The organism is uncultured Phenylobacterium sp., assembly GCF_902826855.1.
Taxonomy (GTDB): Bacteria; Pseudomonadota; Alphaproteobacteria; order Caulobacterales; family Caulobacteraceae; genus Phenylobacterium.
This window is the reverse complement of the sequence record NZ_CADEGK010000032.1, coordinates 1-21,252: the sequence shown is the minus strand read 5'-3', so window position 1 is coordinate 21,252 and position 21,252 is coordinate 1. Positions and strand designations below refer to the sequence as shown.

The window sequence follows — 21,252 nt, the reverse complement described above, 5'->3', positions numbered from 1 at the left end:
GCATGTTATGAGGGAACATTGGCATTCCAGCCAGAACCTGACAGGCGTACGCCTTGGCCGTCAAGTGTTGCGGAGGTCGCCATGTCCAAGCTGCAGATCGTCTTTGCCCTCTATCCCGGTGTGACCCACCTCGACTTCACAGGGCCGCACCAGGTGCTGGTCCGCGTCCCCGACGCCACGGTCACCGTCGCGTCGCTGGGCGGGCAGGACATCGAGGCCGAGGGGCTGACGTTCAGCCGGCTCGCGGACCTCGCGGCGATCGAGCGCTGCGACGTGCTCTGCGTGCCGGGGGGCTTCGGAACCACCGAGGCGATGCTCAATGCCGAATTCATGGCGCAGATCCGCCGCCTCGGCGCTGGCGCGACCTATCTGACCTCGGTGTGCACCGGCTCGCTGATCCTTGGCGCGGCCGGCTTCCTGAAGGGCAAGCGCGCGGCCTGCCACTGGGCTTGGCGCGACCTGCTCACGCCGTTCGGGGCGATCGTCTCCGAAGCAAGGGTGGAGCGCGACGGCAACATCATCACCGGCGGCGGGGTGACGGCTGGGATCGACTTCGCGCTCGTGCTGCTGGAGGAACTGGCCGGCCGCGACTACGCCGAGGGCGTCCAGCTCGGCCTGGAATATGCGCCGGCGCCGCCCTTCAACTCGGGGCGGCCGGAACTGGCGCGGCCAGAGGTGCTGGCACGGGTGCAGGCGTTGATGGCCCACGCGGTGGAGAGCCGCACCGCGGCCGCCGCAGAAGCGGCCGGGCGACCTACGCCAGCCTAGCGGGCCTCTGGTTCCGCGCGCCGGCCTGGTCTATGGCGGCCGCCATGGGCCGGATCGTGATCGTGACGGGGCCGCCGGGGGCAGGCAAGTCCACTGTGGCGCGTAGGCTCGCCCAGGAGTCGGCGGAGCCGCTGACGATGCACATCCACACCGACGACATCTACGCCTACATCGCCAAGGGCTTCATCGAGCCGTGGAAGCCAGAGTCGCACCGCCAGAACACCACCCTGATGGATGCCATGGCGACCCAGGCTGCGATCTGCGCCAAGGGCGGTTATGAGGTGTTTGTCGACGGCATCGTCGGCCGCCGGTTCTTCGAACCGTGGCTGGCGGCGGCGAAGACCCACGCGATCGACCTGCGCTACGTGCTCCTGCGGCCGGACCTAGCCACGACGACAGCCCGCGGGACCGCGCGCACGACGCCGAACGCCATGACAGACGCGGCCGTGATCCGCCAGATGTGGCAGGCCTTCCACGACCTCGCGGTTGACGACGACCACATCGTGGACACGAGCGGCCAGACCCCCGACGACACCGTGGCGGTGGTCGCCGAGGGCCTGCAGGCCGGGCGCTTCAAGCTGGCGTAGGTGCGTTCAGCGGCCTTGATGCCGGTGCTGCACGGCGTCGACGTTCTGCTGGCGGTTGCCGTAGCGCCCCTGCGACTTAAGGTTCGCGTCGGCGTCGCCCGGCTGGTGCGACTGTAATCCGGTGGCCTCGTCGCGACGCTCGGCGTCGGAGCCTTCGATGTGCGGCTTCTCGCCTCGCGTGGCGCGCTGGGCCGGCGGGATCGGGGGAGCTCGGTGCGGCATGCGGTGGTCCTCCTCTGCGGAAGAGGTCAACCAGCCAGCCGGTGAATTAGTTGCTCACCGCGTCCAGCCCGATGTCGAGCACCTTGGCGGAGTGGGTGAGGGCCCCGACACTGATCACGTCGACGCCGGTGGCGGCGATGTCGCGGACGGTCTCCAGGGTGACGCCGCCGGAGGCCTCCAGGGTCACCCGGCCGGCGACCAGGTTCACGGCCTCGCGCATGTCGGCCAGGCTGAAGTTGTCCAGCATGACCACGTCGGGGTCGTAGGCCAGCGCCTCCTGCAGCTGCACCAGGCTATCGACCTCCACCTCCACCTTCACCAGGTGGCCGGCGAAGGCCTTCGCGCGACGCACCGCCTCGCCCACCGAGCCGCAGGCGGCGACGTGGTTGTCCTTGATCAGGATCGCGTCATCCAGGCCGAAGCGGTGATTGACGCCGCCGCCGCAGCGCACGGCGTACTTCTCCAGCGCCCGCAGGCCGGGCGTGGTCTTGCGGGTGTCGGTGATCCGAGCCTTCGTCCCGGCGATGGCCTCAACGAAGTCCTGCGTCAGGGTGGCGATGCCGCAGAGACGACCGACCAGGTTCAACGCCGTGCGCTCGGCGCTCAGGATGGCGCGCGCGTTGCCGTGCACCTGCGCCAGGTTTGTGCCCGCGGGGACGGCCATGCCGTCCTCGGTCAGCGCCTCGAAGGCCACGGCCGGGTCCAGTTCGGCCAAGGCCAGGCGGATGCAGGAGAGGCCGGCGACGACGCCGCCGCGACGGGCGGCGAAGACGGCGGTCAGCTGGGTGTCCGCCGGCACGCAGGCCATGGCGGTGATGTCGCCGGCCCTGCCCAGGTCCTCGGCGAGCGCGGCCCGCACCACAGGCGCGACCAGCAGATCGGGGAGGGGCTCGATCATTCGGCCGCGAACCGCAGGCCGGGCTCGGCGATGTCGCTCAGGGTGATCCGCGTGCGCGCCGCGGGCTGGGCGTCGGGGAAGTCGGCGCGGAAGTGGCCGCCGCGGCTCTCTCGACGGACGAGGGCGGCGGCGCAGATCAGCCGCGCGGCGACTAGCGGCGCGCTGCGGCCGTGCGCGGCCTCCAGGTTGTCGATCAGGTCGCGCAGGCGCGTCAGGCCCTCGGCGGTCCGCACCACGCCGGCGTCGCGGCTCATGGCTTGGCGCAGGGCCTGCAGGGCGGCAGGCGGCAGCTCCTCGGCGGTGACGGCCGTGCTTGCGGCGGGCATTGGCGCCTCCTGAGCGGCGGCGCGGCCCGCGCGGGCGCCGAACACCGCCGCTTCCAGGAGTGAGTTGGAGGCGAGGCGGTTGGCCCCATGCACGCCGGTCGAAGCGCACTCGCCGGCTGCATAGAGGCCGGGCAGGGAGGTACGCCCCTCCGCGTCCGTAGCGATCCCGCCCATGTGATAGTGGCAGGCCGGCGCGACCGGGATCGGCTGGGTGCGCGGGTCGACGCCTCCGGCCAGGCAGGCGGCGAAGACGGCCGGGAACTCTTCCGGGAAGTGGGCGCCAACTGCCGACCGTGCGTCGAGGAACGCGCCGCGGCCCGCTTCGCGCTCGGCGTGGATGGCGCGGGCCACCACGTCGCGTGGCGCCAGCTCGGCGGCCGGGTGGTAGCGGTCCATGAACCGCTCGCCGTCGCCGTTCACCAGCACCGCGCCTTCGCCGCGCAGGGCCTCGGTGGCCAGCGGAGCGGGATCGCGCCCGATGTCGATGGCTGTGGGGTGGAACTGCACGAACTCCGGGTCGGCGACGATCGCCCCCGCCAGGGCGGCCAGGCCCAGGCCGTCGCCCTGCAACTCCGCGGGCGTGGTGGTCACGGCGTAGAGTCCCCCGATACCGCCGGTGGCCAGGATCACGGCGCGAGCGGTGATCTCCACACTCTCGCCCTTGATGCGGGCCATGACGCCTCGGATGCGGCCGGTCGCGTCCTGTAGAAGGCCGGTCAGCTTGGCGCCTGCGCGCACCTCGATGTGGCGGGCCGCGAGCACGGCGACAGTCACCGCCTCCATGATCGCCCGACCGGCCTGGTCGCCCTTGACGCGGGCCACGCGGGCCTTGCCATGGGCGGCCTCCAGGCTCTGGGCGAAGCCGCCATCGGCGGTGCGATCGAAGGGCGCCCCCAGCGCGGCCAGGCGGCGCACCGCGGCCGGGCCTTCCTCGGCCATCAGCCGCGCCATGGCCGGATCCACCAGGCCCGCGCCCGCCGCCACGGTGTCGGCGGCGTGCAGTTCGGGCGCATCGTCGGCGGCCAGCGCCACAGCCACCCCGCCCTGGGCCCAGGCGGACGAGCAGCCGTGGTTCAGGGGCGCTTCGGTCAGCACCAGCACCTTGGCCGGGGCCGCGGCCAGGGCGGCGGAGAGGCCGGCGAGCCCCGCTCCGACCACCAGCACGCCATCATGGACGATCCGGCGCGCCACTAGATCAGCTCCACGTCCACGTGGTGCCGGGCCTTGACCAGGTCGTAGCGGGCCGGCGTGGCCGGCGGCGGCAGGTCGATCATCCGCTGCACGGCCAGCCGCGCGCGCTCACCGACGACGGGGTCCACCGTGACCTCATAGCGGTCGTGCAGCAGGGCCTCGTAGATGTTCTCCAGGCTGATCCGCTTCATGTGCGGACACAGGTTGCAGGGCCGCAGGAACTCGGTGTTGGGCGCCTCGGCGGCGACGTTCTCGGCCATCGAGCATTCGGTGACCAGCACCACGCGCTTCGGCTGCTTCTTCACGACATAGTCGTTCATGGCGGCCGTCGAGCCGGCGAAGTCTGCGACCTCCAGCACCTCGGCCGGGCATTCAGGGTGCGCCAGCACCTGGGCGTCAGGCCAGGCGGCCTTCATTTCCAGGATGTCGGCGGCGGTGAAGCGCTCGTGCACCTCGCAGCGGCCCTGCCAGGCGATGATCTTGATGTCGGTCTGCCGCGCCACGTTGCGGGCCAGGAACTCGTCGGGGATCAGGATCACCCGGTCGACGCCCCACAGGCGAGCGGCCTCCTCCACCACCTGCACGGCGTTGGCGCTGGTGCAGCAGATGTCGGTCTCCGCCTTCACGTCGGCGGTGGTGTTCACGTAGGTGACCACCGGCAGGCCCGGATAGCGCTGCTTGATCAGCCGCACGTCGGCGCCGGTGATGGAGCTGGCCAGCGAGCAGCCCGCGCGCAGGTCCGGGATCAGGACGCGCTTCTCGGGGCTCAGGATCTTGGAGGTCTCGGCCATGAAGTGCACGCCGGCCTGGACGATCACCGCGGCGTCGGAACGGGCGGCCTCCTTGGCTAGGCCCAGGCTGTCGCCGACATAGTCGCCGACCCCGTGGAAGATCTCGGGCGTCATGTAGTTGTGCGCCAGGATCACCGCGTTCTTCTCGCGCTTCAGGCGATTGATCTCGGCGATCAGCGGGGCCTGGACCTGCCACTCCATCGGCGTGACGTGTCCCTTCACCTTCTCCCACGCCGGCATGGTGGTGGCTTGGATCTCGGGAGTGAACGGGAACTGGAAGCCGTCGGCCGCCATGGGAACCTCCTTATGCTCAGTTTGAGCATTTCTCGGGCCTATAAAAACGCGCCGAGGCTGGCCAACACCCGGGCGCTTCACTTATGCTCACTTGGAGCAAAACAAATATAAGCCTCTCAGCGGCGAGTGCAACCCCGTTTTCGACTTTTGAGCCAAGAAACCGAACCGGCGTTATGAAGGCGTCGTGACCTCGGCGATCACGCGGGCGAGGGCCTCCGGTCCATACGGCTTGCGCAGCAACGGCCAGGGCGCGCTCTCCGCCGGGCCCAGGACGTCACCGGTGTAGCCGGACGACAGGATCACCGGCAGGGCCGGCCGCAGCGCCACCGCCGCCTTCGCGAGGTCCACGCCGGACTTGTCCCCAGGCATGACCAGATCGGTGAGCAGAAGGTCGAACGGCTCGCCGGTGTTCAGGACCGCTAGGGCCGCGTCGGCGTCCTCGGCAAGCCGCACGTCGTGCCCGAGGTCGCGCAGCATGGCCTCCACCAGCTCCGCGACCTGCGCGTCGTCCTCGGCCACCAGGACGCGCAGGGCCGGTCCGCGCTCCGCAATCGCCACGGGCAGAGCCTCCGGCGCGGCCGCGCTGGCGTCGCCTGCGACGCGCGGCAGGTAGAGGCAGACGCTGGAGCCCTTGCCCGGTGCGCTGTCCACGGTGGCCATTCCGCCGCTCTGCCGCGCGAAGCCATAGACCTGGCTCAGGCCCAGGCCCGTGCCGCGGCCTGGCGGCTTGGTGGTGAAGAACGGCTCGAAAGCGCGCCCGATGGTGGCCTCGTCCATGCCCGCGCCGGTGTCGTGGACGCTCACCCGCAGGTAGTCGCCGGCCTCCAACTCGGCGACCTCGCCGGCGGCGACGGTCACGGGCGCGGTCTCGATGCGGATCAGGCCGCCGGGGGGCGTGGCGTCGCGGGCGTTCACCGCCAGGTTCAGGATCGCCGACTCGAACTGGCCGGGATCGATGCTGACCACGGCCGCGGGCGCAGCCGGGGCGATGATGAGGCTCACCGCCTCGCCCACAGCGCGGCCCAGCAGCGCTTCGGTATCCTTGAGCAGGGCGTCCACGTGCACGGGCTCCGGCTTCAGCGCCTGGCGCCGCGCGAAGGCCAGCAGCTGCTGGGTCAGCCGCTCGCCGCGGCGCGCGGCGCCGAGGGCCGCCTCGATCATTCGCTCGCGCCGAGCTTCGTCCTTGGGATGGCGCTGCATCAGGTCCAGTGCCCCGATGATCACCGTCAGCAGGTTGTTGAAGTCGTGGGCCACGCCGCCGGTCAGCTGCCCGACCGCCTCCAGCTTCTGCGCGCGCTGCAGCGCCGCCGCCGCCACGTCTCGTTCGGCCAGGGCGGCCTCGACCCGCTCGGACAGGAGGTCGTTGATGCGCTTCAGGTCCTCCTCGGCGCGCTTGGCGTCGGTGGTGTCGTAGCCGACGCCGATGAACCCGGCGAAGCCCCCGTCCGGCCCCTGGCGGGGCTGCGAGATCGAGCGGACCCAGCGGTACTCGCCGTCGTGCCGGCGATAGCGGGCCTCCAGGACGAACAGCTGTCGCGAGGCCTCGCCCGCGACCTGTTCCTCGAGGATGCGGACGACGTCGTCCGGGTGCAGCACCTTGCGCCAGTCGAACTTGATGGCGCTGTCGTACGGCTCCCCGAGGAAGTCGACATAGGCCCGGTTGGCGAACTCGCGCAGGCCGTCGGTGCGGGTGACCCACATCAGCACGGGCGCGCTGTCGGCCAGCGTGCGGAAGCGGGCCTCGGTGACCTCGAGGGACTTCTGGACGGTGGCCTGGGCGGCATTGGCCTCGTCCAGCCGCAATAGGGCGGAGCGCAGGCTGGAGGACACCAACACCGTCACCGCGCCCGAGACCATGAACATCGCCAGCACCGCGAACTCGTTGAGGTTGGTGCTCAAGGGCGTCAGGCGGCTCAGCAGCAGGGAGACGACCAGCGCGGCCCAGCCCCAGCGGGATCCGGCGTAGAGGGTGGCGACGATGAGGGCGGGAAGGGTCGTGGCCGAGAGCCCGATCGCCTCGGGCCAGCCAAGCAGCACCCCGCGCAACGTCATCGCGCCCGCCAGGGAGCCGACGGATATCGCCAGGCCCATCAGGAACGGCGGAGAACGTCGCGGGATCAGCCGTAACGGCCACAGCGCTGGCGTCATAGACGGCTAGTATCCCCCCGAGGCATCGGCGTCCGCCACCAGCATGAAGTGCGACCGAACTCCGCGCAACCGGTCGTCGTGCGCCGTGGATTGCCGGCGGTTTGCACGAAAATTGCCGTGACCGGTCCCAATATGGCCAGTTTGCACCTATATGCGACGCCGGAAGCCAGAGGGGAAACAACGTCCTGAAGCTCAATCTGGAACGTCGGCCCCGCCTGTTGTGGGCAGGGGTAGGGTGCCTGTTGGTGCTGACGGCCGTCGTTGCCGGCCGCGACATCGCGCCCGGCGGGGACGAGGCCGCGGCGCGTGACCGGGCTGCCCTTGCCAGCCGTTCGCTCGACGGCCCCGCGCTGGATCGGCTGGTTGCCGGGATGGATCCCGCGATGCGGTCACTCGCGATGCGCCACGATCCCGCCGTGCGGCAGCCCGACCTATGGGCCCGCCCGGTCGGGTGGGGCAGCCTTGATATCACCGAGGCTCCGACCCTGGGAGAGGCGTCGGTCACCGCCGAGGGCGAGACGGCCGAGGACATCAACGCGCTGCGGCCGTTCGCCCGGCTGCCGATCCGCCCCATGAAGCCCTTCGTCCTGGCGGCCACCGGTGTCGAACGCGCCCGGGCCGTGCAGTGCCTGGCGGAAGCGGTCTACTATGAGGCCGCGCGCGAGCCGGAGGTGGGCCAGGAGGCCGTCGCCCAGGTGGTGCTCAACCGCCTGCGCCATCCGGCCTATCCGAAGTCCGTCTGCGGGGTGGTCTACCAGGGCTCGGCGCGGACCACCGGCTGCCAGTTCACCTTCACCTGCGACGGCTCGCTCCGCTACGCGCCCCAGGCGGCGCTCTGGAAGCGCGCGCGCTCGGTCGCCGAACGGGCGCTGTCCGGCTACGTCGACAAGCAGGTGGGATCCGCCACCCACTATCACGCCCAGTACGTCGCACCGTACTGGGCCCCGACCCTGGTGAAGATGGTCAAGGTCGGCCAGCACATCTTCTACCGCTGGACCGGGCCCTGGGGCGAACCGCCCGCCTTCACCGGCCGCTATGCCGGCGGCGAGGCTTACCTGACGCGGGCGGTGCTGGGCGGAATCGACAACCGCACCCAGGGCGCCCTGCTGTCGCCCGAGCTGCAGGGAATCCCCGCGGAGCGGAAAATCACGCTGGCGGTGGCCGGCGAGGTGCGCACCTACAGCGTCTTCGATCCCTCCGTGCCCGGCGCCGAACGCACGCGTGTCCAGGGAGTTCTGATGCCCGCGCGTCGCCAGCCGACGGCAGACGAGGTCCGACGGATCAACCAGAGCCTCGAGGCGCTGGAACGCACGATGGACCGCCCGGCCGCCGCCGGGCTGGCGACCCAGGCTGCGCCCTCCGACTAGGCAGGGCGCCGTTGACGCCTGACTCTGGTGGCGCGACGGTTACGAACCGTGACCACGACCGCGATCCAGCACAACGTGACCGGCGCCGCTGCGCCCGATGGTGGCCGCACACGTTGGCTCGGGTCGCCGCAAGCGGCGTCTCGCATTGCGATCCTCAACGGCCATGCCGAGACTTGGCAGGCGCGCTCGGTCGGCGCCGCCTTCTCGGTCAAGTGGGCGCCGAAGGGGCGGGTGGTCTACCGTTCCGAGGGGGCGACCCATGTGCTGCGGCCTGGCAGCCTGATGCTGCTGAACAGCGGCCAGCCCTACGACATGCGCTTCGAGGGCCCGTCGGAGACATTCTGCATCTTCTTTCCCGACAGCCTCGTGCGGCAGGCCTCGGGCGGCGACCCGCTGGCGGAGTTCCCGAACGTGGTCTTTCGGCCCGGCTTTGCGACCGAACAGGCGGCGCTGCGCGACGAGCTAGCCGATTCGTCCGCATGGCCGTTCGACCTGGAGGCGCGGCTGCTGCTGGTCCTGGACGCCGCCGTGGCGTCGGCGCGTCGCCATCGGGGGGACGCCCGGCGGACCGGCGCGGTCAAGGCGACCACCGCCCGCCACCGGCTGGCGCGACTGGAGGTGGCGCGCGCCATCATCGCCGACGGCGGCGCCGAGAACCTCGAACAGGTTGCCCGGGCCGCCGGACTGTCGAAGTTCCACCTGCTGCGCCTGTTCCGCGCGGTCTTCGGCGTGACGCCGATGAAGTACGCTGAGGGCCTCCGCCTCGATCGCGCGGCGCACCTGCTGAGGGGGCCAGCCGGGCTAATCGAGGAGATCTCGTTCGGGGCCGGCTACGAGACCGCCAGCGCGTTCGGCCGCGCATTCCGCCGTCGCTACGGGATGAGCCCCACCGCCTACCGCCGGGCGGCTCGAAATTAGCAATCCCGGTCGCGCGCGCGGGCGCCGCGGTCCCTAAGCTGGCGCGCGTTCGAATGAGGAGAACCTAAGATGGCCTTCAGTCTGGGCCCCGTGGGCCAGATCGCGCTCGGCGTCGCCGATGCTGACCGCTCCGAGGCGTTCTATGGCGAGGTCCTGGGCCTGAGGAAGCTGTTCCGATTTGGCGGCCTGGCGTTCTTCGATTGCGCGGGACTGCGGCTGCTTTTGGAACAGGACAACGGCGACGCACCGAAGCAGGGGTCCCCGATCTACTTCCGTGTCGCCGACATCGTGCTGGCCCGGCGTGAGCTGGAGCTGCGCGGCGTGGCCTTCGTCGACCAGACCCACCTGACCGCGCCGATGGAGGACCACGACCTCTGGATGACCTTCTTCAACGACCCGGACGGCCACGTCCTGGCGCTGATGATGGAAGCGCCGAAGGGGTGGAAGCCGTCAGCCTGAGAAGGCCGCCGGGTAGGCGACGCTGAGCGGATGGTCGAAGGCGCCGTGTTCCAGCGCCAGGGCCATGAATGCGGGGGACCCGGCATAGGGCGCGGATATCTTGCCGGCCGTCTCTGCGGCGAAGCCGAAACGCGGGTAGTAGGCCGGGTGGCCCAGGACCAACACCCCGTGGGCGCCGAACTCGCGGGCGCTCTCCAGCCCCGCGCGGACAAGGGCCGAACCCAGGCCGGCGCGCTGCCGGTCGGGATGCACGGACATCGGCGCCAGCGCGGCGAACAGCGCCGTGCTGTCGGCCCACAACCGGCTGAACAGGATATGGCCATCCACTGCGCCCTCCGTTTCGGACACCAGTTCGAACAGCACATCGCCGCCGGCGCGCAGCCTCGCGATCAGGGCCGCCTCATCGGGCTGACCGAACGCCAGGGTGTTGATCTGGGTGATAGCCGGGTGGTCGGCGGCGCGGGCGTAGCGGATCATCGCGCCACAGTAGCCGCTCGCGGCCTGTCAGTCGCGGTGGCGAAAGCTGCGGGTCTCGGCTGGGGGCACGGGCAGGTCCTGGCGCTCGTGGCGCAGCGCCTCGGCGGCGAGCTTACGCCGCCCCTCGGCGATCTGACTGTAGACGTCCTTCTCGGCCGGGCTCCCGGCCTTCGCGGCGAGGCGCATGACCACCTCCGCCTGCATACGATAGCGGTCGCTCGCACTTAGGTTGTCGCTGCTCACACGCGGCTAACAACGGGCCGGAATGCAATGTTCCCTGGCCGAGGGCCTACGCGCCTTCTCACCAGGCCCCGATCTTCTGGGCTTCCTCATGGGAAATCGGATGCTTAGCCTCGGCGTGGTCGACCTCGGCGAGAAAGCGCACGGCTTCCAGAGCGGCCATGCAGCCCATGCCGGCGGCGGTCACGGCCTGACGGTAGACGTCGTCGGTGACGTCCCCGGCGGCGTAGACCCCCGGGATCGCGGTCGAAGCGGTTCCGGCCTGCACCTTCAGGTACCCGGAGGCGTCCATTTCCAGCTGGCCTTTGAAAAGCTCCGAGGCGGGCGCGTGGCCGATAGCGATGAACACGCCGTCGGCGGTAACGGTACGGGTCTCGCCGGTCCGGACGTTCTTCAGCCGCGCTCCGGTGACCCCCAGGGGGTCGCTCTCGCCCAGCACCTCGTCCAGGACGTGCTCCCACACGACCTCGATCTTCGGATTGTTGAACAGCCGTTCCTGCAGGATCTTCTCGGCGCGGAACTCGTCCTTGCGGTGCACCACGGTGACCTTCGAGGCGAAGTTGGTGAGGAACAGAGCCTCCTCGACGGCGGTGTTGCCGCCGCCGACCACGATCACCGGTTTGCCGCGGTAGAAGAAGCCGTCGCAAGTGGCGCACGCCGAGACGCCAAAGCCCTGGAACTTCTGTTCGGTGGCCAGGCCGAGCCATTTGGCCTGGGCGCCCGTGGCGATGATCAGGGTCTCGGCTAGCCATACCTGGCCGGAATCCGTCTCCAGACGGAATGGCCGCCGCGAGAGATCCGCGGACGTGACGATATCGGTCACGATTTCCGTGCCCACGTGCTGCGCCTGGGCCTGCATCTGCTCCATCAGCCAGGGGCCCTGTATGACGTCGGCGAAGCCCGGATAGTTCTCCACGTCGGTGGTGATGGTCAGCTGGCCCCCGGGCTGGATGCCCTGGATCAGCACGGGATTCAGCAGAGCGCGCGCGGCGTAGACGGCGGCGGTGTAGCCGGCGGGGCCGGAGCCCACGATCAGGCAGCGGACGGAGCGAGGTTCGGACATGCCCCCAATGTAGTGACGATTCCGGCGCGGCGCGACCATGACGGCAGCGCTGGCGACCGGGCTCGCGACCCCATCTGATCCCTCCCGCCAAAGTCATGAGGTCAAAGGATGAATTTCGGACTCTGGATCGCCGTCGGCGCTGGCATAGGCGCCGCCATTGGCGCTGCTCTCGGCGACGCCGGGCTGGGCGTCGGCTTCGGCATTGGGCTCGGCCTTGCGCTGGGCATCGCCGGGAATCGCAACCGCAAGCCGCGCAGCTGAGACGGGGCGCCGGCGTGTGCTAGCCTCTGGCGGCATGCACGCCGACGCCATCGCCACCGAGATCCGCGCAGCGATCGCCGCCCTGCCGCGCCGCAACACGCCCTCGATGCGCGCCGTGCGCAAGGACTGGTCGACCCGACTGAGGCCGGCGCCGGCCGCGGAGGTCATCGCGATCGCCCAGGCCTTGGAGCGGGATGCCCGCCAGGAGGACAAGTGGGTCGCCTATGAACTCATCCGCTTCCATCCCGAAGCCTTTGACGCCGTCAGCGAGGCGCAGGTCGCCGAGTTCGCCGGCCGGATCGCCTCCTGGTACGCCACGGATGCCTTTGGCACGATCCTGTCGGGGCCGCTGTGGGCCAAGGGGCGGATCTCCGACGACCTGATCGACGGCTGGTCGCGTCACCCGCAGATGTGGTTCCGCCGGTCCGCCCTGGTCGCCACGGTCGGCCTGAACGCCAGCCTGCCAGGCAAGTGCGGGGATCCCGGCCGCACCCTGCCGATCTGCCTGCGCCTGGCGGGCGACCGGGAGGACATGATCGAGAAGGCAGTCTCGTGGGCGCTGCGCTACCTGTCGCAGAAGGATCGCGACGCCGTCGTGGCCTTTATGGACGAGCATGGTGGCAAGTTCGCCGCCCGCGTCCGCCGGGAACTGCGCAACAAGCTGACGACCGGGCTCAAGAGCGGGCGCGCATAGTCCCGCCCCGCTAGCCCGCGCGGGCGGCGATCAGTCTCAGGAAAATCTCGGCGGTGCGTCCGGCCCCCAGGCCGTCGCAGATCTCCGCGCTCCGCACGGCCAGCTCGCGCCGCGCGGCGCTGTCACGCAACAGTCGCAGGAGAGCGCGGTCGAAGTCCTCCTCGAACCGCGCGTCGGCCAGATCGACCACCAGGGCCGCGCCTCGCTCGGCCATGGCCCGGGCGGCGGGCCGCTGATTCTCGGCCAGCACCACCAGCACCGACGGCAGGCCCAGGGTGCAGCGCTCCCAGGTGGACGACCCCGGCGCGCCGATCCCGATATCGGCCTCTGCCGTCAGCCGCGCCATGTGCGGGGTGTCCACATGCAGCAGGAGCCGGCCATCGCGCCGCGCGATCTTCTGCAGGCCGGGCGCACTTGGCGCGGCCGCGCCCAGGACCACGTCCAGGCCGATGTCCTGAACCCTTGGACGAACCCGCTCGACGATGCGCGCGGTGATCCCGTCCACGTCGGTCAGGCCCATGGCGATCAGGATTCGCTGCACCGGCTCGCCACGCCAGGCCAGCGCGGGGCCGCGCAACGCCGCGAACTCCGGTCGTACGGGGGCGAAGCTGGGCCCCAGCAACAGGCGCGCGCTCTCCGGCGCCAAGCCCAGGTAGTCTTCCGCCTTGCGCTCCGGGCCGGCGTCGAGGACCACATCGGCGCCCAGGGGCCGGTCGGCCAGATCGTCGATCACAAGCGCAGGCGCGGTCCCGGCCATGCCGCGGTGGTCCGGCTCCGAAAGGCCATAGTGGTCGAAGACGATGGCGTCGAAGGCTTCCCGCCCGACGGCTGCGGCGGTGTCGTCGGCCACGATCCGCACGGCGTCGGGGGCGAATGCGTTCAGCATCTCTGCCATGGCCGGCGGGCCAACGAACGCGAAGCGCGCGCCCTGCGCTTCCATGGCCTGGGCCAGCGTCAGGGAGCGCATGACGTGGCCGCCTCCCACGCCGGGGCCGGCGTCGACGACGAAGAGGATTCGCGGGCCGCTCATAGCTGCCGATGACCTCCGAACAGGGCAACATCGGGGCGCCCGCTGGGAAGCCGTATCCGGGGGAGCGTGGGCGACATCGCCTCCGAATGGACCGATGCGCCACAAATGCAAAGGGCCGCCCCGAAGGGCGGCCCTCGCGAAGTGGGTGCGTGAGGCCTTAGAGGATGCTGGCCTCGCTCACGTCGGTGAGCGCTGCGCCAACGAGGATTACGACCTGATCGGCAGACCCGTCGTTGTCGTCGTCGACGAAGACGCCGACTCCGCCGGAGTAGCTGATGGCCGCGTAGATCACGCCGGCCCCGTCCAGCAGCCCGTCTGCCGCCGCCAGCGCCGCGGCGAAGTCATTTCCGCCCCCGGCGGCGGCCTCCTCGTAGTTCGGAACCGTGCCTGCGGCGAGCCCGAACTCGAGGCGGTCGGCGCTGGAGAAACCGCTGATGGCGTCTGCCGTCACTGCCGTGATCCCTGTGTCACCCGCACCGAAGACGAACGTGTCGACGCCGGAGCCGGCCGTCATCGAGTCGACGCCCAGGCCGCCGGTGATGCTGGTCGTGCCGCCACTGGTGATCGTGTCGGCTCCGTCGCCGGCATCCACGGTGTTGATACCGGCTCCGGTGACGATGACGTCGTTGCCGATGTCGCCGGTGATGACGTCGTTGCCCGAGCCGCCGGTGATGGAGTCGTCGCCACCCTCGCCGTCCAGGTCGTTCACGCCGTCGCCGCCGTTGATGGTGTCCGCCCCGCCGCCGGAATCGATCACGTCGTTGCCGGAACCGCCGCTCACGAGGTCGTTCCCGCCGCCCGACGCGAGTTGGTTGTCGCCGGCGCCGCCATCGATGATGCTGTCGACCGTGCTGGCCGTACCGTCGACGGTGTCGTTGTCAGTCCCGGCCGTCACCGATCCGCGGTTGGTGTAGGTGATCATATCGTCGCCGGCGCCGCCGGAGATGATGTCGAGGCCTGCGCCTGTGATGATGATGTCGGCGCCGCCTCCGCCGGAGACCGAATCGTTGCCCGCCCCCGTGGTGATGTTGTCTACCGCCGAGCCGGCGAGGACGGTGTTGTTGCCGTCGCCCGCGTTGACGTCGTTGATGCCTTCGCCGGCGTCGATGCTGTCGTTGCCGACTGTCGTGATGATGTCGTCGGCCCCGGCCCCGCCGATGACGGTGTTGTTGCCCGCGCCGGCGTTGATGCTGTCGTCGCCGTCGCCCAGGGTGGCGCTGTCGTTGCCCCCGCCCGAGGTGATCGTGTCGTTGCCCGCGCCCACATCGAAGGTGGCGTCAGTGGTCGCGCCGGTGATCATGTCGCCGCCGCCGAGCGAGGTGAAGAGGCCCCCGCCGGCCGTCAGGGTGATGGTGTTGGCGCCTGCACCCGCGTCGACCGTGTCGTTGCCGGCGGTGCTGGTGTAGGTGTCGTCGCCGTCGCCGAGCGTCGCCGAGTCGTCGCCGCTGCCCACCGCGACCGCATCGCTGCCGGCGCCGCCGGTGATGGTGTTGGCGCCGTCGCCGGCATTGATGGTGTCGTCGCCGTCCCCGCCGTTGATGTTGTCGGCGCCGCCCAGGGCCACGACCGTGTCGTTGCCGGTCCCGCCGAGGACGGTGTTGTTCCCCGCGCCCGCGCCGATGGTGTCGTTGCCGATCCCGGCGTCGATGGTGTCCGCGCCCGTGCCCGCGGTGATGGTGTCGGCGCCGTCGCCGCCCAGTACGGTGTTGGCGCCGTCGTCGGCCGCGACGCTGTCGTCGCCCGTGCCGGCGTCGATGCTGTCGCCGGCCGTGCCGCCGGCGATGTCGTCGCCCTCGCTGCCGCCGCTCAGGGTGTCGGCCCCGCCGCCGCCCACGATGACGTCCGCGCCCCCTTCGCCAGCGATGTTGTCGGCGCCGGAGCCGCCAGTCACCATGTCGTCGCCCAGGTTGCCGAGCAGGAAGTTGGCGCCCGTGCCGCCGCTGATGACGTCGTTGCCCTGGCCGCCCAGGAGCAGGTCGGCGTTGGCGCTGCCGGTGATGGTGTCGTCGCCCAGGTTGCCCTGCGCGAACTGGAGGATCTCAGGGTTGACGCCCGTCCCCACGACGATCGTGTCGTTGTCGCGACCGCCATAGATGATGTCGTCGCCGGCGCCGCCGTCGAGGCTGTCTTCGCCCTGGTTGCCCTGCAGGACGTCGTTGCCGTCAAGCCCGGTAAGGGTGTCGTTGCCCAGGCCGCCGAAAAGGCCGTCCGCGCCCGCCCGGCCGGCCTGGTTGTCGGCGCCCACGGTGCCGGCGAACAGCAGGGAGCTGTCGGGGAAGACCGCGTCGGTCTCGCCGCGGAAGCCGCCCGGGTCGTTGAAGGTCAGGGACTTGGTGGGCGAGGTCAGGACGATGAAGTCCGGGGATGTCGCAGTGAACGGCACGAAGACGACCGACACCTGCGCCGCGGTGACGCCCGGGGCGTTGAAGATGATCTGGTCAGTGCTCGGATTATAGGCGGAGGCCTGCGCCTCGGTCATCTCGTCGAAGAAAAAGATCGCCACTGTGCGGCCCCCAAAAGCGAATCGGTTGCTGTCCCTTACCGGCAGGCTACCTACAATTCCTTAGCTAAGGTTACCGAGCCCCGCGAGACCGGCAAGAAACCATTGCCTTAGGTTGAGTTTTCCGGCGCGATCAGTCCGCGCCGTCGTAACGGCGCAACAGTTCAATTGCCGCTGCGTCCGTTTCACGGAGCGGCGGCGCCTGGTCGGCTGTCAAGGCGCCGACAAAGGGTCGCGAAAGGCCGCGCCGCTCCAGTTCAGCGTGGAAGCGCCGGAGCTTGGCGCTGTCGCCCGGCAGCGGCAACACGAACACCGGCTTGCCCGTCGCCGCGGCGTCGGTGGCGAGGTTCGTGGAGTCCTCGGTCACCAGGATCGCATCCGCCGCGGCCAGGAAGGCGAAGTAGGGGTTCTCGCCCGACCCGTCCCAAATGATCCCCGGCACGGCGCCCAGGGTGCGGGTCATCGCCTCGCGCGCCGGAGCGGGGGTGCGCCGCGTATAGCTGACAAGGACCGCGCCGCCCGCGGCGGCCACGGTGCGGACGATGGCTTCGGCGGTCGCCTTGGCGTGGCCGGGCGGCAGGCGGTGGGCCTTTGAGCGTCCGCCGACGATCACCGCGACCCGCGGGTGCGGCAGCGGGGCGATCTGATCCTCGAACCGCGCCAGGTCCACCGCCAGCCTCTCCGGCGTGATGCGGTTGGGCGCGCCAAGGATCGGGACCACGTTGGGGCCGGTCAGGCCGTCATGCTCCGGCGGGACCACCAGGTCGAACCGGTCCAGCGGGGCGTGCGGGTTCTGGGTCTGCACGACGAAGGTCTTGCCGCCGCTCCACGCCAGCATCCGGGTGGACAACGGCACGGTCGCGCGGCCGGCGGCGATCCAGATGTCGGGAAATGGGGCCGTGATCGGATCGCCGGTCCGCGCCGACGGCGGGATCAGCCGCCAGGGCAGGCGGCCCAGGCCGAAACGCCAGCCGATCCGCTTGACGGCGATATGGGCGGGCCGCCGGCGGGCCACCGCCTCGGCGAGGCCAAGGGCCTGGGCCTCGATGCCGGCGCGGCCGTCGGACACGGCCCAGATCCTCAGGGGACGCGGCGCTTCGGCCATCGATCAGGTCGGAGGCCGGGGCGCGACTCTCCTCGCCCCCAGGGTGAGGAGAAGGGAGCCTCGGCTCATGGGATCAGACCCACTCCACCTTGGTGATCTCATAGGCCTTGGCGCCGGAGGGGGTGATCACCTCCACCACGTCGCCCTTTTCCTTGCCGATGATCGCGCGCGCGATTGGCGAGGTGATCGAGACGCGGCCGCGCTTCACGTCCGCCTCGTGCTCGCCCACGATTTGGTAGCGAGCCTCTTCCTCGGTGTCCTCGTCGATCACCGAAACGGTCGCCCCGAACTTGATCTGGGCGCCGGACAGCTTGGATACGTCGATGACCTGAGCGCGGGCCATCTTGTCCTCGATCTCGGCGATCTGGCCTTCGATCCAGCCTTGGCGATCCTTGGCGGCGTGGTACTCGGCGTTCTCGGACAGGTCGCCGTGCAGCCGCGCTTCGCCGATCGCGGCGATCACAGCCGGTCGCTCCACGGTCTTCAAACGCTTCAGTTCTTCGTCGAGGGCGCTATAGCCCTCGGCGGTCATCGGCACTTTTTCCATCGTAACTCGAGGTCGCCTTGATGATCCCCAACCCGGCCGCGGGCGAGCGCGTCCCGGGGGCAAAGAAACTAGAATTGTGCGGCGCAAAAAGCAAGAGCGCGTGTCAGTGAAGCGAGGCCGGTCCGTTTTGCCCAAGGCGACTTGTCCACCGGGGGCGCGACCCTAACTTAGGGCGCAGCTCAGGAGCGCGCCATGGCAGCCAAGCGCGGGATCACACTTTATCACTCGCCGGCCAGCCGGGCTTTCATCGCCTACTGGATGCTGGAAGAACTGGGCGTACCCTTTGACGTACAGACCGTCGACATCGCCAAGGGCGAGCAGAAGGACCCTCGGTACCTGAAAATAAACCCGTCAGGGAAGGTGCCGGCGCTGACCGACGGCGCGGCGACGGTAAGTGAGACCCCGGCGATCTGCATCTTCCTGGCCGACCGCTATGGCTACGGTACGCTGGCGCCGCGGATCGAGGATCCCCGCCGCGGCGAGTATCTGCGATGGATGGTCTACGCCGCATCCGTGCTCGATCCTGTCGCCGAACTGCATTCGCGCGCGATCGACCTGCCGGGCGGCGCCACGGGGTTCGGGACCTACGACGACATGGTGCGCGTGCTGGAGACGGCCCTTTCGCGACACGAATACATCGCAGGCGATGCGTTCACGGCCGCCGACGTGGCGCTCGGTGGCGGCCTGTCGATGCTGCTCTACAACAGGAAGCTGCCGGAAAGTCCCGCGCTGCTCGACTACAACGCTCGCCTCGCGGCTCGTCCCGCCTGCCAGCGCGCGGCCGACGCCACCTGGCCGGCGCAACTGTTCCCGCCCGCCGGCTAGTGCCGCAGCACGATCTTCCCGAAGTGCTCGTTGGCTTTCATCTTCGCCAGCGCCTCGGCGAAGCCTTCCAGCGGGAAGACGCTGTCGATCGGCATCGAGAACCGCCGCGCCTCCAGCGCCGGGGTCAGGTCTGCCAGCAGGGCGCGGGTGATCTCCGCCACCTCCTCGGCGGTGCGCGTGCGGAAGGTGACGCCTACATAGGTGATGCGCCGCAGCGCGTGCAGGTCGGCGTCGAAGTGTGTCTTCGTCCCACCCAGCCGGCCGACGTTAACGATCCGTCCGAGGACGCGGGCCGCGCGCATGTTGGGTGTCACCAGGCCGCCGGAGACCTGGTCGACGATCAGGTCCACGCCCCTGCCGCCGGTGGCGTCCAGCACCGCCTGCACCCAGTCCGGATCGGAGGTGTCGATCGCCAGGTCCGCTCCGAACTCGGCCAGCCGCGCGCGGCGCTGCGGATTTGTCGACGAGCCGATCACCTTCGCCGCGCCCATCTCGCGGGCGATCTGCATCCCGAGGATGCCGACGCCGCTGGAGGCGCCCTGGATCAGCACGGTCTCGCCGGCCTGGAAGGCCCCCGCGGTGACGATGGCGTTGTGCATGGTGCGCAGCGCCACCGGGAAGCAGGCAGCTTCCTCGAAGCTCAGATTGGCGTCGGGGATGCGCAGAACCTGCCCGGCCGGGACCGCCACGTAGTCGGCGAACCCACCTGAGCCCATGACCCGATCGCCGAGTGACAGGCCGTTGACGCCGGCGCCGAGCGCGGCGATCTCCCCGGCCCACTCCAGACCCATCACCGCTCCGACACCCCCACGCGTCCCGTGCAGGTGGCCGGCGGCCATGGCCAGGTCGGCGCGGTTCAGCGCATTGGCGTGCACCTTGACCAGCACCTGGCCCGGCTTGGCCTCCGGCTGGGCGATCTCGCGCAGCGCCGGTCCCTTCTCGGTGATGACGACGGCTCTCATGCCTTCCGGTCCCCCGGAGCCGTCAGGATCGGGTCGTGACGGCTCTTGCGTCTGACAGTGGCATTGAACAGCGGAGCTCGGGAAGGGTCAGGCGTCCGCGTCGGGTTCGAAGATCTCGTGAACATTGCCGCCCGGAGCCTTGAACGCGGCGTAGCGGCCGAACCGGTTGGCCCCCGGCGTGCGGTGCAGGAACTCGACACCCTTGGCCCGCAGGCTGGCCATCGCGTCGTCAATGGACGCGACGGCGAACACCGCGACCGTGGCCGCGTCGCGCCCGTGTCGGACGACGGGGGCGTCCGCCTCGCAGCGAAAGACATGGAAGGCGGCGCCCTCATGGTCGAGCACCAGCAGGTCGGCGCTTTCCGAGACCACCTCGAACCCCAGGATCGTCTCGTAGAACCGCCGGGCCTCGGTCAGGTCCGGCGTGAGCACCATCAGGGTCGCCAGCTTCACGGCGTCAGTCGCTCTCGGAGATGACGGCGCCTTCCAGCTCGCCCGGCTCGGGAGCTTCGTAGACGCCTTCGATGAAGTCGAAGTGCTCGGGTCGCACCTCAATGGCGAAGTTCTCGCCGCGGACCACGTTGCGTTCCGCCACGCGGGCGCGGCGCACGTCGGCGCTGGCGGTGACGAAATGGAACTGGAGGGGCAAGCCGGTCGCCTCGGTGATCTCGCGCACTCGCGCGCGGTCTGCGCGGGTCATCAGGCCGATGTCGAGGATGACGGACGTCCCCGCCGCCAGGCAGCCAGCCGCGGTCGACCAGATCTGCGCTTCGCAGCGCTGCACGCGCTCGACCATCCATTCGTACTCGAGCGGGTCGGGCATATCGGGGGCGAACAGGCGAGCGAGCCACTCGTCCAGCACGAAGGCCACCGCCTTCTCGCGCCGCGCGAAGGTGTGGGCGTAGGTGGTCTTGCCCGCGCCTGAGGGGCCGAAGATCACATGGAGGGTCGGGTTCGCGGACATGGCCCCGCATAGCCGATCGCCGAAAAGCCGTCGATGCGGGTTGACGGTCTATACATAACCATATAGTTCCATAACGTATGAGTTATGAACAAGAGCTCGACGCGACCTTCCAAGCGCTGGCGGACCCCACGCGCCGGGCGATCCTGGCGCGGCTGGCCAGCGGAGAAGCGTCGGTGACCGAGTTGGCCGAGCCGTTCGCCATGAGCCAGCCGGCCATCTCCAAGCACCTCAAGGTGCTGGAACGCGCCGGCCTGATCCGCCGCGGTCGTGACGCCCAGCGCCGGCCTTGCCGGATCGAAGCCAAGCCGCTGGAGGCGGCCAACATGTGGATCGAACGCTACCGCGAACTCTGGGAGGCGAACTTCGGCCGCCTCGACAGCCTGCTCGAAGAGATGAAAACCGAGAAGAAGGACTGAACGATGCCCAAGCCCGTCACCGTGACCACGCCGTCCGACCGCGAAGTGACCGTGGTGCGCGAGTTCGACGCTCCGGCGTCGCTGATCTGGGACGCCCACACCAAGCCCGAGCTCATCAAGCGCTGGCTGCTCGGTCCCGATGGATGGAGCATGCCCCACTGCACGGTCGACCTGCGGGTCGGCGGCCGCTACCGCTACG

At 70.1% G+C, this 21,252-nt stretch carries 25 protein-coding genes; 10 read left to right on the top strand and 15 right to left on the bottom strand.

The window, feature by feature from the left end; all coding sequences use genetic code 11:
- The first annotated feature begins 81 nt into the window (after window positions 1-81).
- A complete protein-coding gene (locus QZV94_RS06875; RefSeq protein WP_293677068.1) occupies window positions 82-768 on the top strand; it encodes a DJ-1/PfpI family protein in 687 nt (228 codons plus the stop codon).
- 44 nt (window positions 769-812) lie between these two features.
- Window positions 813-1,355: an AAA family ATPase gene (locus QZV94_RS06870; RefSeq protein WP_293677067.1), complete on the top strand. Its 543-nt coding sequence runs from the start codon at window positions 813-815 to the stop codon at window positions 1,353-1,355.
- 6 nt (window positions 1,356-1,361) lie between these two features.
- Here the strand turns inward: QZV94_RS06870 and QZV94_RS06865 are convergent, their stop codons facing one another.
- The 5 genes from QZV94_RS06865 to QZV94_RS06845 form a co-directional block, all read right to left on the bottom strand.
- A complete protein-coding gene (locus QZV94_RS06865; protein WP_293677066.1) occupies window positions 1,362-1,577 on the bottom strand; it encodes a hypothetical protein in 216 nt (71 codons plus the stop codon).
- Window positions 1,578-1,623: 46 nt separating this feature from the next.
- On the bottom strand, window positions 1,624-2,475 hold the full coding sequence (gene nadC, locus QZV94_RS06860; RefSeq protein WP_293677065.1) for a carboxylating nicotinate-nucleotide diphosphorylase: 852 nt from the start codon (window positions 2,473-2,475) through the stop codon (window positions 1,624-1,626).
- A complete protein-coding gene (locus QZV94_RS06855; RefSeq protein WP_293677064.1) occupies window positions 2,472-3,992 on the bottom strand; it encodes an L-aspartate oxidase in 1,521 nt (506 codons plus the stop codon). The genes nadC and QZV94_RS06855 overlap by 4 nt, the downstream gene beginning before the upstream one ends.
- Window positions 3,992-5,077 carry a quinolinate synthase NadA gene (gene nadA, locus QZV94_RS06850; RefSeq protein WP_293677063.1) on the bottom strand — a complete coding sequence of 362 codons (1,086 nt, stop codon included), beginning with the start codon at window positions 5,075-5,077 and terminating at the stop codon, window positions 3,992-3,994. Before nadA ends, QZV94_RS06855 begins: the two co-directional genes overlap by 1 nt.
- Before the next feature lie 171 nt (window positions 5,078-5,248).
- Window positions 5,249-7,225: an ATP-binding protein gene (locus QZV94_RS06845; protein ID WP_293677062.1), complete on the bottom strand. Its 1,977-nt coding sequence runs from the start codon at window positions 7,223-7,225 to the stop codon at window positions 5,249-5,251.
- Between the two features lie 245 nt (window positions 7,226-7,470).
- On the opposite strand from QZV94_RS06845, the gene QZV94_RS06840 reads away from it, so the two are divergent.
- From QZV94_RS06840 to QZV94_RS06830, 3 genes are all read left to right on the top strand, one after another.
- Entirely contained in the window at window positions 7,471-8,592 is a 1,122-nt protein-coding gene (locus QZV94_RS06840; protein WP_293677061.1) for a cell wall hydrolase, read from the top strand.
- 48 nt (window positions 8,593-8,640) lie between these two features.
- Window positions 8,641-9,510, top strand: a complete 870-nt coding sequence (locus tag QZV94_RS06835) for an AraC family transcriptional regulator (protein ID WP_293677060.1) — start codon at window positions 8,641-8,643, stop codon at window positions 9,508-9,510.
- Between the two features lie 69 nt (window positions 9,511-9,579).
- Window positions 9,580-9,969, top strand: coding sequence for a VOC family protein (locus QZV94_RS06830; protein WP_293677059.1), 390 nt, complete (start codon window positions 9,580-9,582; stop codon window positions 9,967-9,969).
- Here QZV94_RS06830 and QZV94_RS06825 read toward each other — a convergent pair.
- From QZV94_RS06825 to trxB, 3 genes are all read right to left on the bottom strand, one after another.
- On the bottom strand, window positions 9,961-10,446 hold the full coding sequence (locus QZV94_RS06825; RefSeq protein ID WP_293677058.1) for a GNAT family N-acetyltransferase: 486 nt from the start codon (window positions 10,444-10,446) through the stop codon (window positions 9,961-9,963). The genes QZV94_RS06830 and QZV94_RS06825 overlap by 9 nt on opposite strands.
- Before the next feature lie 27 nt (window positions 10,447-10,473).
- Entirely contained in the window at window positions 10,474-10,632 is a 159-nt protein-coding gene (locus tag QZV94_RS06820; protein WP_293677057.1) for a hypothetical protein, read from the bottom strand.
- A gap of 115 nt (window positions 10,633-10,747) precedes the next feature.
- The gene (trxB, locus tag QZV94_RS06815) at window positions 10,748-11,749 is read right to left on the bottom strand and encodes a thioredoxin-disulfide reductase (protein ID WP_293677056.1); all 1,002 of its coding nucleotides are present in this window, start codon (window positions 11,747-11,749) and stop codon (window positions 10,748-10,750) included.
- Window positions 11,750-11,857: 108 nt separating this feature from the next.
- On the opposite strand from trxB, the gene QZV94_RS06810 reads away from it, so the two are divergent.
- Together QZV94_RS06810 and QZV94_RS06805 are read left to right on the top strand one after the other, a co-directional pair.
- Entirely contained in the window at window positions 11,858-12,010 is a 153-nt protein-coding gene (locus QZV94_RS06810) for a hypothetical protein (RefSeq protein WP_293677055.1), read from the top strand.
- A 34-nt stretch (window positions 12,011-12,044) separates the two neighbouring features.
- Window positions 12,045-12,704 (top strand): DNA alkylation repair protein, encoded by a 660-nt coding sequence (locus tag QZV94_RS06805; RefSeq protein ID WP_293677054.1) that lies wholly within the window; start codon window positions 12,045-12,047, stop codon window positions 12,702-12,704.
- A gap of 10 nt (window positions 12,705-12,714) precedes the next feature.
- Here QZV94_RS06805 and pseG read toward each other — a convergent pair whose 3' ends face one another.
- The 4 genes from pseG to greA form a co-directional block, all read right to left on the bottom strand.
- The gene (gene pseG / locus QZV94_RS06800) at window positions 12,715-13,734 is read right to left on the bottom strand and encodes a UDP-2,4-diacetamido-2,4,6-trideoxy-beta-L-altropyranose hydrolase (protein ID WP_293677053.1); all 1,020 of its coding nucleotides are present in this window, start codon (window positions 13,732-13,734) and stop codon (window positions 12,715-12,717) included.
- A gap of 157 nt (window positions 13,735-13,891) precedes the next feature.
- The gene (locus tag QZV94_RS06795; protein ID WP_293677052.1) at window positions 13,892-16,237 is read right to left on the bottom strand and encodes a calcium-binding protein; all 2,346 of its coding nucleotides are present in this window, start codon (window positions 16,235-16,237) and stop codon (window positions 13,892-13,894) included.
- A 130-nt stretch (window positions 16,238-16,367) separates the two neighbouring features.
- On the bottom strand, window positions 16,368-17,303 hold the full coding sequence (locus QZV94_RS06790) for a mitochondrial fission ELM1 family protein (protein WP_293677051.1): 936 nt from the start codon (window positions 17,301-17,303) through the stop codon (window positions 16,368-16,370).
- Between the two features lie 109 nt (window positions 17,304-17,412).
- The gene (gene greA / locus QZV94_RS06785; protein WP_293677050.1) at window positions 17,413-17,886 is read right to left on the bottom strand and encodes a transcription elongation factor GreA; all 474 of its coding nucleotides are present in this window, start codon (window positions 17,884-17,886) and stop codon (window positions 17,413-17,415) included.
- 192 nt (window positions 17,887-18,078) lie between these two features.
- Here greA and QZV94_RS06780 point away from each other — a divergent pair, with 192 nt between their 5' ends.
- Window positions 18,079-18,711 (top strand): glutathione S-transferase family protein, encoded by a 633-nt coding sequence (locus QZV94_RS06780; protein ID WP_293677049.1) that lies wholly within the window; start codon window positions 18,079-18,081, stop codon window positions 18,709-18,711.
- On the opposite strand, the gene QZV94_RS06775 is transcribed toward QZV94_RS06780, so the two are convergent.
- The 3 genes from QZV94_RS06775 to QZV94_RS06765 form a co-directional block, all read right to left on the bottom strand.
- Window positions 18,708-19,673, bottom strand: coding sequence for a zinc-binding dehydrogenase (locus QZV94_RS06775; RefSeq protein ID WP_293677048.1), 966 nt, complete (start codon window positions 19,671-19,673; stop codon window positions 18,708-18,710). The genes QZV94_RS06780 and QZV94_RS06775 overlap by 4 nt on opposite strands.
- Window positions 19,674-19,760: 87 nt before the next feature.
- Window positions 19,761-20,126, bottom strand: coding sequence for a VOC family protein (locus QZV94_RS06770; protein ID WP_293677047.1), 366 nt, complete (start codon window positions 20,124-20,126; stop codon window positions 19,761-19,763).
- A gap of 4 nt (window positions 20,127-20,130) precedes the next feature.
- The gene (locus QZV94_RS06765) at window positions 20,131-20,637 is read right to left on the bottom strand and encodes an ATP-binding protein (RefSeq protein ID WP_293677046.1); all 507 of its coding nucleotides are present in this window, start codon (window positions 20,635-20,637) and stop codon (window positions 20,131-20,133) included.
- A 77-nt stretch (window positions 20,638-20,714) separates the two neighbouring features.
- Here QZV94_RS06765 and QZV94_RS06760 point away from each other — a divergent pair, with 77 nt between their 5' ends.
- Together QZV94_RS06760 and QZV94_RS06755 are read left to right on the top strand one after the other, a co-directional pair.
- A complete protein-coding gene (locus QZV94_RS06760; RefSeq protein WP_293677045.1) occupies window positions 20,715-21,053 on the top strand; it encodes a helix-turn-helix transcriptional regulator in 339 nt (112 codons plus the stop codon).
- 3 nt (window positions 21,054-21,056) lie between these two features.
- Window positions 21,057-21,252, top strand: a 196-nt coding sequence (locus tag QZV94_RS06755) for an SRPBCC domain-containing protein (RefSeq protein WP_293677044.1), incomplete at its 3' end; no start/stop codon positions are given.

Excerpts from the sequence above, each read along its gene's own strand:
- QZV94_RS06875 (WP_293677068.1), top strand. The coding sequence starts at position 82 with ATGTCCAAGCTGCAGATCGTCTTTGCCCTCTATCCCGGTGTGACCCAC.
- QZV94_RS06870 (WP_293677067.1), top strand. The coding sequence starts at position 813 with ATGGGCCGGATCGTGATCGTGACGGGGCCGCCGGGGGCAGGCAAGTCC.
- QZV94_RS06865 (WP_293677066.1), bottom strand. The coding sequence starts at position 1,577 with ATGCCGCACCGAGCTCCCCCGATCCCGCCGGCCCAGCGCGCCACGCGA.
- nadC (WP_293677065.1), bottom strand. The coding sequence starts at position 2,475 with ATGATCGAGCCCCTCCCCGATCTGCTGGTCGCGCCTGTGGTGCGGGCC.
- nadA (WP_293677063.1), bottom strand. The coding sequence starts at position 5,077 with ATGGCGGCCGACGGCTTCCAGTTCCCGTTCACTCCCGAGATCCAAGCC.
- QZV94_RS06845 (WP_293677062.1), bottom strand. The coding sequence starts at position 7,225 with ATGACGCCAGCGCTGTGGCCGTTACGGCTGATCCCGCGACGTTCTCCG.
- QZV94_RS06830 (WP_293677059.1), top strand. The coding sequence starts at position 9,580 with ATGGCCTTCAGTCTGGGCCCCGTGGGCCAGATCGCGCTCGGCGTCGCC.
- QZV94_RS06825 (WP_293677058.1), bottom strand. The coding sequence starts at position 10,446 with ATGATCCGCTACGCCCGCGCCGCCGACCACCCGGCTATCACCCAGATC.
- QZV94_RS06820 (WP_293677057.1), bottom strand. The coding sequence starts at position 10,632 with ATGCGCCTCGCCGCGAAGGCCGGGAGCCCGGCCGAGAAGGACGTCTAC.
- trxB (WP_293677056.1), bottom strand. The coding sequence starts at position 11,749 with ATGTCCGAACCTCGCTCCGTCCGCTGCCTGATCGTGGGCTCCGGCCCC.
- QZV94_RS06810 (WP_293677055.1), top strand. The coding sequence starts at position 11,858 with ATGAATTTCGGACTCTGGATCGCCGTCGGCGCTGGCATAGGCGCCGCC.
- QZV94_RS06805 (WP_293677054.1), top strand. The coding sequence starts at position 12,045 with ATGCACGCCGACGCCATCGCCACCGAGATCCGCGCAGCGATCGCCGCC.
- pseG (WP_293677053.1), bottom strand. The coding sequence starts at position 13,734 with ATGAGCGGCCCGCGAATCCTCTTCGTCGTCGACGCCGGCCCCGGCGTG.
- greA (WP_293677050.1), bottom strand. The coding sequence starts at position 17,886 with ATGGAAAAAGTGCCGATGACCGCCGAGGGCTATAGCGCCCTCGACGAA.
- QZV94_RS06780 (WP_293677049.1), top strand. The coding sequence starts at position 18,079 with ATGGCAGCCAAGCGCGGGATCACACTTTATCACTCGCCGGCCAGCCGG.
- QZV94_RS06775 (WP_293677048.1), bottom strand. The coding sequence starts at position 19,673 with ATGAGAGCCGTCGTCATCACCGAGAAGGGACCGGCGCTGCGCGAGATC.
- QZV94_RS06765 (WP_293677046.1), bottom strand. The coding sequence starts at position 20,637 with ATGTCCGCGAACCCGACCCTCCATGTGATCTTCGGCCCCTCAGGCGCG.
- QZV94_RS06760 (WP_293677045.1), top strand. The coding sequence starts at position 20,715 with ATGAGTTATGAACAAGAGCTCGACGCGACCTTCCAAGCGCTGGCGGAC.